General features: G+C 74.3%; 8 protein-coding genes. 2 read left to right on the top strand and 6 right to left on the bottom strand.

Annotation, left to right across the window (positions count from 1 at the left end):
- Positions 1–1,060: YbjN domain-containing protein (locus tag AB0I76_RS17700; RefSeq protein WP_357036227.1), on the top strand; the 1,060-nt coding region annotated here is incomplete at its 5' end.
- A gap of 68 nt (positions 1,061–1,128) precedes the next feature.
- Entirely contained in the window at positions 1,129–1,959 is an 831-nt protein-coding gene (locus tag AB0I76_RS17695) for an isocitrate lyase/phosphoenolpyruvate mutase family protein (RefSeq protein ID WP_357036224.1), read from the top strand.
- A 53-nt stretch (positions 1,960–2,012) separates the two neighbouring features.
- Here the strand turns inward: AB0I76_RS17695 and AB0I76_RS17690 are convergent, their stop codons facing one another.
- The 6 genes from AB0I76_RS17690 to AB0I76_RS17665 all read right to left on the bottom strand — a co-directional run.
- Positions 2,013–3,194: a S1 family peptidase gene (locus AB0I76_RS17690; RefSeq protein WP_357036222.1), complete on the bottom strand. Its 1,182-nt coding sequence runs from the start codon at positions 3,192–3,194 to the stop codon at positions 2,013–2,015.
- Positions 3,195–3,337: 143 nt separating this feature from the next.
- On the bottom strand, positions 3,338–5,026 hold the full coding sequence (locus AB0I76_RS17685; protein ID WP_357036219.1) for a ribonuclease J: 1,689 nt from the start codon (positions 5,024–5,026) through the stop codon (positions 3,338–3,340).
- Between the two features lie 55 nt (positions 5,027–5,081).
- A complete protein-coding gene (gene dapA, locus AB0I76_RS17680; RefSeq protein ID WP_357036215.1) occupies positions 5,082–6,005 on the bottom strand; it encodes a 4-hydroxy-tetrahydrodipicolinate synthase in 924 nt (307 codons plus the stop codon).
- A 46-nt stretch (positions 6,006–6,051) separates the two neighbouring features.
- Positions 6,052–6,795 (bottom strand): FAD-dependent thymidylate synthase, encoded by a 744-nt coding sequence (thyX, locus tag AB0I76_RS17675; RefSeq protein WP_357036230.1) that lies wholly within the window; start codon positions 6,793–6,795, stop codon positions 6,052–6,054.
- 96 nt (positions 6,796–6,891) lie between these two features.
- Positions 6,892–7,470, bottom strand: a complete 579-nt coding sequence (locus AB0I76_RS17670; RefSeq protein ID WP_357036213.1) for a DUF2752 domain-containing protein — start codon at positions 7,468–7,470, stop codon at positions 6,892–6,894.
- On the bottom strand, positions 7,467–8,012 hold a 546-nt coding region (locus AB0I76_RS17665), incomplete at its 5' end, for a crosslink repair DNA glycosylase YcaQ family protein (protein WP_357036210.1). The genes AB0I76_RS17670 and AB0I76_RS17665, both read right to left, overlap by 4 nt.

The following is an 8,012-nucleotide window of genomic DNA, read 5'->3' as shown; positions in this document are numbered from 1 at the left end:
CACCGCCGACATCGGCCGGCTGACCCTCGGCGGCGACCTGTCCCGCGCGGTCGCCGACCACGAGTTCACGGTGAACTTCCAGCCCATCGTCGACCAGCCGGAACGCGCCCTCGCCGCCGCTCTGCTGCCGTGGCTCCGCGCGGGTGAGCCGGAACGGGCCGCCGCGGCGCACGTGCGGGCGTACCGGCGGCACCGGCGGGAGCCGTCCGCCTTCGGCGCTCTCGCCGCGCACCTGCGGTGGTGCGCGCTGGCCGGGCACCCCGGGCGGGGCCTGGACATCCTCGCCGAGCAGTTGCCCCGGCTGGACGGGCCGACCGACGACCTGGCCGCGATGGAGTTCGCCGCCGCCGGGGCGCTGGTCTGCGCGGTGGCCGGCGAGGCGGGACTGGGCGCACGTCGGGTGCCCCGTCCGGCGTACGGGGACCGGCCGGCCGCCGAGGTCGACGTCGCCACGCTGGGCGCGACACTGCTGGACCTGGCCACCGGGCTGGCCGGCAGCTTCGACGCCCGCAACGGCACCGGCCACCAGTCCGGGCGGATCGCCGCCTGGCTCACCGAGCGGGCCCTCGCCGCGCCGGTCCCGCTGCCACCGGAGGAGGACCCGGCCCACGCGGAGCACGCCCACGACGGGCCGGACGACGCACCGGCGGACGACGACCTGGCACCGCTCACCCTCGGGCTGATCACCGCCGCGCTGGACCGGCGCGGGGACCACTACGCGGTGGACGCGGCGGGCACCGTGGTCGGCCGGTGGGGTGCGGCGCTGATCCAGTTCCGTACCGCCGGGGAGCATGGCGAGGTCCTCCAGGCGCGGTGCGTCGCGAGCCGCCGACTCCCGACCGTCCGGCTGACCGAGGCGTACGCCTTCTGCAACGCGTGGAACCACGACCGGCTGCTGCCGAAGGCGTACGTGCACGACCTGGGGGCTCAGCTGGTGCTGGCCGGCGACGTCAGCACCGACCTGGGGCACGGGGTGGCCCCGGCGCAGCTCACCGTGCTGATCGACGCGGCGGTCCGGACCGGGGTCGCGTACGCCGACGCGGTGGCCGCCCTGCCCTGACCCACGCGGCGGCGGTGAGGTCCGGAAGTCGCTCGACCGGCCGGCCGACCGGCTGGTGGACTACCCGCATGACGACCTCCACCCGCGACCGTGCCCTGCTCCTCCACGACCTGCACCGCCCCGGCTCCCCGCTCGTGCTCCCCAACGCGTGGGACGTGGCCACCGCCCGGATCGTCGCCGCCTGCGGTGCGGCGGCGGTCGCCACCACCAGTGCCGGGGTCGCGTGGAGCCTCGGCCGGCCGGACGGCGACGTGCTGGACCGGGAGTCGGCGGTGGCGGCCGTGGCCCGGATCGCCGCCGCGGTCACCGTCCCGGTCACCGCCGACATCGAGAGCGGGTTCGGGGCCGATCCGGCCGGCGTCGCCGAGACGGTGGCCGGGGTGCTCGCCGCCGGGGCGGTCGGCGTCAACATCGAGGACGCCCGTCCGGATGGGGCGGATCCCCTGCGGACCGTCGACGACCAGTGCGCGCGGCTGCGGGCGGCCCGGGAGGCGGCGGACGCGGCCGGGGTTCGGCTGTTCGTCAACGCCCGCGTCGACATCTACCTGCGCGCGTTCGGTGCCGCAGAGGACCGGCTGGCCGAGACGCTGCGCCGGGCTGCGGCGTACCGAGCCGCGGGCGCGGACGGGATCTTCGTGCCGGGTGTCGCGGACCCGGCGACCATCGGTGCGCTGGTGGCCGGCATCGACGCGCCGGTCAACGTGCTCGCCGGCCCCGGTTCGCCCCCGGTCGGAGTCCTGGCCGAGCTGGGAGTGGCCCGGGTCAGCCTCGGCGCGAACCTGGCCGAGGCCGCGTACGGCCTGGTGCGGCGAGCCGCGACGGAGGCCCTCACGCGGGGCTCGTACGACGCGCTGTCGGATCCCCTGCCCTACGGTGAGCTGAACGCGCTGTCGGCCTGAGCCGCGGACGCCGGCGGGCCCGGTCCTGCGGGACCCGCCGGCGTCCGACGCGGCTACGGTGTGCCCTGGTTACCCGTGGTGACCAGGGTGAGGCCGTTGACCTCCAGGATCTCGGCGAGCGGCTGGAAGAAGGTGGCACCGCCCCGGGTGCAGTCCCCGGAGCCGCCGGAGGTGACGCCCTGCGCCTGGTCCCCGGAGATCCACGAGCCGCCGGAGTCGCCGGGCTCCGCGCAGACGTTGGTCCTGACCAGGCCGGTGACGGTTCCCTCGGGGTAGCGCACCGTCGCGTTGCGGGCCTGCACGGTCCCGCAGCGGGCGCCGGTGGTGGAGCCGGAACGGCAGATCGAGGCACCCACCGGCACCTCCTGCGCGCCGGCCACCGGCACCGTCCCGCCGTTGAAGTCGTTCACCACCGGCTGCGGCGTCCAGGCGTTGTTGGTCTCGACGAACGCCCAGTCGTCGCCGGGGAACGAGGAGGCGCGGAAGACACCCTGGCCGACGCCGTTCGCCCCGGCCGTCCGGGAACCCTCCTGGCCGCAGTGACCGGCGGTGACGAAGCCGCCGACCACCGAGAAGCCGACCGAGCAGCGACCCGAGCCGTCGATCGTGAACGGGTCACCACCCCGGACGTCGAACAGCAGCCGCGGCGACTCCGCCGTGGCGTCCACCCGGACCGCCTGCCGGGGCACGCCGGTCCGGTCGACCAGCCGCCACGCGGCGTCCTGGGCGCCCGGCTGGGCGAGCACCACGAGGGAGTTGTCGGCGACGTCGACGTACCAACCGGCCACCGCGTCGGACGCCGACGCACCGGCCCGGTCCAGTCGGGTCTTCCACGCGTCGAGCTGGCCGACACCCCGCTGGACCACCTTCGGCACCGCACCGGCGGCACGGACCCGCTCCGCGTCGGCCCGGTCGGCGACCGCGACGTTGAGCGTCGTGCCGTCCGCGCCGAGCCAGCTGCCGCCGTAGTCGGCGCCCAGCTCCGTCCGCAGGTCGGCGACCACCCCGGTCGCCCACCGCTCGGTCTTCAGCCGCGCCGCCGCCTGCCCGGCGCTGAGCGAGAGGTCGCGGCGCATCGCGTCGACCACCTCCGGCGCGACGCCCCCGGGCGCCGGCTGCGCCGACCCGCCCGGCGGGGTCGTGCCCTCACCGGCGAACGACGGCAGGGTCACCGCCGCCGCGGCTCCCACCGTCACGACCATCACGCCGATGGCTGTCATCCGTCTGCGGTCCATCCGCCACGCTCCTCCCGGCCGGCGCGGTCACGCCTGCCGGTCGGGAGTACGGACACGACGCCCGGAAGGTTGAATCGACCCTCGACGATCGCACGACACCGGCCCGCCCCCCGAGGGGAGGCGGGCCGGTGGACGAGCGGAGGTCAGACCTCCACGACGGTCGGGACGATCATGGGCCGACGCCGGTACGCGTCGTTGACCCACCGCCCCACCGTGCGCCGGACGATCTGCTGGAGCTGGTGCGGGTCGGTGATGCCGTCCGCGGCGGCCCGGTTCAGCGCCTCGGTGACCAGCGGGATCACCGGGCTGAACGCCTCCGGGTCCTCGGAAAAGCCCTTCGCCGACAGGGTCGGACCGCCGACCACCTTGCCGGTGACCGAGTCCACCACCACGGTGGTGGCGATGAAGCCACCGTCGCCGAGGATCCGCCGCTCGGTGAGCAGCGACTCGCTCACGTCACCGACGGCGAGGCCGTCCACGTAGACGTACCGGCTCTTCACGTGGCCGACCAGGCTGGCCCGGCCCTCGACGAGGTCGACCACGTCGCCGTCCTCGCAGAGCACCACCCGGTCCGGCGCCACACCGGACTCGATGCCGAGCCGGGCGTGCGCCCGCAGGTGCCGCCACTCGCCGTGCACCGGCATGAGGTTGCTCGGGCGGACCACGTTGAGCAGGTAGAGCAGCTCGCCGGCCGGGGCGTGCCCGGACACGTGGACCTTGGCGACGTCCTTGTGCACGACGACCGCGCCGGCCCGGGCCAACCGGTTGATCACCCGGTAGACGGAGGTCTCGTTCCCCGGCACCAGCGAGGACGCCAGCACCACGGTGTCGCCCGGCGCGATGGTGATGTGCCGGTGGTCCCCGCTGGCCATCCGGCCGAGGGCGCTCATCGGCTCACCCTGCGAGCCGGTGGACATCAGCACGATCTGCTCGGGCGGGAGGTTGGTGGCCTCCTCGATGCCGATGACCAGCCCGGCCGGGATGTTCAGCAGGCCCAGGTCCCGCGCGATGCCCATGTTGCGGACCATCGACCGGCCGATCAGGGCGACCTTGCGGCCGTGCTCGGCCGCGGAGTCGAAGACCTGCTGCACCCGGTGCACGTGGGAGGCGAACGAGGCGACGATGATCCGCCCCTTGGCCTTCGCGAAGATCGAGTCGAGCACGGGCCCGATCTCCCGCTCCGGGGTGACGAAGCCGGGGATCTCCGCGTTGGTGGAGTCCGACAGCAGCAGGTCCACGCCCTCGGCGCCGAGCCGGGCGAACCCGGCCAGGTCAGTGATCCGCCCGTCCAGCGGGAGCTGGTCCATCTTGAAGTCACCGGTGTGCAGCACCAGGCCGGCCGGCGTACGGATGGCCACCGCCAGGGCGTCCGGGATCGAGTGGTTGACCGCGAAGAACTCGCACTCGAACGGCCCGAGCCGCTCCCGACCCCCCTCCCGCACGGTCAGCGTGTACGGCTGGATCCGCCGCTCGGCGAGCTTCGCCTCGACCAGGGCCAGGGTGAACTGCGAGCCGACCAGCGGGATGTCCGGCTTGTGGGCGAGCAGGTACGGCACCGCGCCGATGTGGTCCTCGTGACCGTGGGTGAGCACGATCGCCTGTACGTCGCCGAGCCGGTCCAGGATCGGGGCGAAGTCCGGCAGGATCAGGTCGACGCCGGGCTGCTCGACGTCCGGGAAGAGCACCCCGCAGTCGACGATGAGCAGCTTGCCGTCGTACTCGAAGACGGTCATGTTCCGACCGATGGCGCCGAGCCCTCCGAGCGGGATGATCCGCAGCCCACCCTCCGGCAGCGGCGGGGGCATGTCCGCCTCGATGTGCGCCTCGGTCACGCGTCCACCTCATTCTGCGACGCCGTTACCCGGCGTCCGTCGTGTCGTTCGATCATCAGGGCAGTTCCAGACCCGCCGCCGCGCAGTCGGCGCGGAGCTGGGCCATTTCGTCCTCGGTGGCGTCCACCATCGGCGGGCGCACCGGCCCGGCCGGCAGCCCGCGGGCCGCCAGGCCCGCCTTCACCAGGATCACGCCCTGCGTCCGGAAGATCCCGGTGAACAGGGGCAGCAGCCGCCGGTGCAGGCTGAGCGCGGTCGAGGTGTCCCCCGCGTCGTACGCCTCGATCATCCGCTTCGTGAGCGCGCCGGTGAAGTGGGTCGACGTGCCGACCACGCCCACCGAACCGACGGCCAGCGCCGGCAGGGTCAGCGAGTCCTCACCGCTGTAGAAGGCGAGGTCGGTGCGGCTGGTCACCCAACTGGTGGCGGTCAGGTCGCCCTTGGCGTCCTTCACCGCCACGATCCGCTCGTGCCCGGCCAGGCGGACCAGCGTCTCGGTGTCGATCGGCACACCCGCGCGGTGCGGGATGTCGTAGAGCATCATCGGCAGGCCGCTGGCGTCGGCGACGGCGGTGAAGTGGCGCAGCAGGCCGCTCTGCGGCGGCTTGTTGTAGTACGGCGTCACCACGAGCAGCCCGTGCGCGCCGGCCTTCTCCGCCCCGGCGGCCAGCTCGATGGTGTGCCGGGTGTCGTTGGTGCCCACCCCGGCCACCACCTGCGCCCGGTCGCCCACGGCCTCCACGACGGCCCGGATCAGGCGCTCCTTCTCCGCGTCGGTGGTGGTCGGCGACTCGCCGGTGGTGCCGTTGACCACCAGCGCGTCGTTGCCCTGCTCGTCGACCAGGTACGTCGCCAGCCGCGCGGCGCCGTCGAGGTCGAGCGAGCCGTCGGCGGTGAACGGGGTCACCATTGCCGTCAGCAGCCGCCCGAAGGGGCGGGACACCGCCCGGGCGGAAGTGTCAGGGTGGTCGTGCGTCATGCCACCAACCTAGCGGACGACCAGCGACCCCCTGGCGGGGAAGGGCTCAGGACTGCTCGGCGTGCGGGCTCGCCGCCACCTCGGTGCCGTCGGGCAGGGTCGAGACGACGAAGTCGGCGAAGACGTTCGGCGCGACCCGCTGGAGCTGGCGCAGGCACTCCACGGCCAGCTCGCGGATCTCCACGTCGGCGTGCTCGGTGGCGCGCATGGCGATGAAGTGCCGCCAGGCGCGGTAGTTGCCGGTGACCACGATCCGGGTCTCGGTGGCGTTGGGGAGCACGGCGCGCGCCGCCTGCCGGGCCTGCTTACGGCGCAGCGTCGGATTGGGCTCGTCGGCGAAGCGCTGCTCCAGGCCCTCCAGCAGCTCGGTGTACGCCCGCACGCTGGCCTCGGCGGCCTCGACGAACTTCTTGTGCAGCTCCGGGTCCTCGGCGATCACGGTCGGCTCGACCATGGCGGCGTCCCGCTCGGGCACGTACCGCTGGGACAGCTGCGAGTACGAGAAGTGCCGGTGCCGGATCAGCTCGTGGGTGAACGACCGGGACACCCCGGTGAAGTAGAAGCTCACCGAGCCGTGCTCCAGCACGCTGAGGTGGCCGACCTCCAGGATGTGCGCGAGGTAGCCGGCGTTGGTGGCGGTGGCCGGGTTCGGCTTCTTCCAGCTCTGGTAGCAGGCCCGGCCGGCGAACTCGGCGAGGGCCTGGCCGCCCTCGGCGTCGGTCGACCACGGCACGTCGTCCGGCGCCTCGAACTGGGTCCACGCGACGAGCTTCACCTGGGGCTGCACCATGTCCGGCATGCCTCGGACTGTAGTGGCGGGCACCCGCGCGACCCAAGCCAGGCTCGCCGGCTGCAACGTCGATCACGCGCCCGACGCGACGAGGCGTCAGACGTAGAGCGAGGTGAACGGGGCCCAGGGCAGGTTGCGCAGCACCGAGAAGGCGAACCACACGGCCAGGAAGCCGCCGAGCACCTTCGGGCTGAGCCGCAGCTCGGGAAGGCGCCAGCCGAAGGCCTGTTTCCCGGCCCATGCCACGAACAGGTAGGCCAGGAACGGCGCGGTGAAGACGAACAGGAAGTGGTGCCGTGCGGCAGCCGGCAGGTCGGCGTTCAGCAGGTACCACAACGCGCGGGTGCCGCCGCACCCCGGGCAGTCCAGCCCCGTGGTCAGCTTGAGCAGGCAGGTCGGTGCGGCGTCCGGCGCGGACCGGGTCGGATCGCTGACCAGCGTGTACGCGATGCCGAGACCGACACAGCCGACGGCGGCCAGGGGCACCGCCCAGCGGGGTGCCCGGTCGTAGAGCCGGACCACGAAGCGGGTCAGCCGGTCCTGCTCGGGCGCCGGATACTGGTAGGCCGTCGGCACCGGGCCCGCCGGCCAGCCGGCCGGAGCACCGGGGTCGGCCGCGTCGGCGGACGAGGGCGGCTGGAGGGCCGGTCGGTCAACGCGCGTCACACCGCTCACCGTACACCGGAGACACCAGCCAGGGCGGCGGCCAGCGGCGCGGCCAGATCGCCGGCGGCGGGCGGCGCCACGGCGTCCAGGCCGAGCCAGCCAGCGAGCCGGTGCAGCTCGGCGGCGAGCGCCACGGCGGTCTCGCCGGGGTCGACGCCGGGCTCGACCCAGGCCGCCGGCACGAGCAGCACACCCGCCCGGCGGTCGGCCTTGAGGTCCACCCGTGCGGTGAACCGCTCCCCCTGCAGGAACGGCAGCACGTAGTAGCCGTACACGCGCTGCGGCGCGGGCACGTAGATCTCGATCCGGTAGCTGAAGCCGAAGAGCCGCTCGGTGCGCGCCCGCTCCCAGACCAGCGGGTCGAAGGGGCTGACCAGGGTGGCGGCCCGCACCCACCGGGGCAGCCGAGCCCCGGCGTGCAGCCAGGCCGGTTGCCGCCAGCCCTGCACGGTGACCGGCAGCAGCTCCCCGGCCTCGGCCAGCTCGGCGATCGCCGCCCGCGCCCCGGCCACCGGCAGCCGGAAGTAGTCCCGCAGCTCGGGCTCCGCCGC

It is taken from the genome of Micromonospora sp. NPDC049799, assembly GCF_040656655.1.
Classification (GTDB): domain Bacteria; phylum Actinomycetota; class Actinomycetes; order Mycobacteriales; family Micromonosporaceae; genus Micromonospora.
This window is presented reverse-complemented; position numbering and strand designations above follow the sequence as displayed.

Coding starts and splice junctions, on each gene's coding strand:
- AB0I76_RS17695 (WP_357036224.1), top strand. CDS start 1,129: ATGACGACCTCCACCCGCGACCGTGCCCTGCTCCTCCACGACCTGCAC.
- AB0I76_RS17690 (WP_357036222.1), bottom strand. CDS start 3,194: ATGGACCGCAGACGGATGACAGCCATCGGCGTGATGGTCGTGACGGTG.
- dapA (WP_357036215.1), bottom strand. CDS start 6,005: ATGACGCACGACCACCCTGACACTTCCGCCCGGGCGGTGTCCCGCCCC.
- thyX (WP_357036230.1), bottom strand. CDS start 6,795: ATGGTGCAGCCCCAGGTGAAGCTCGTCGCGTGGACCCAGTTCGAGGCG.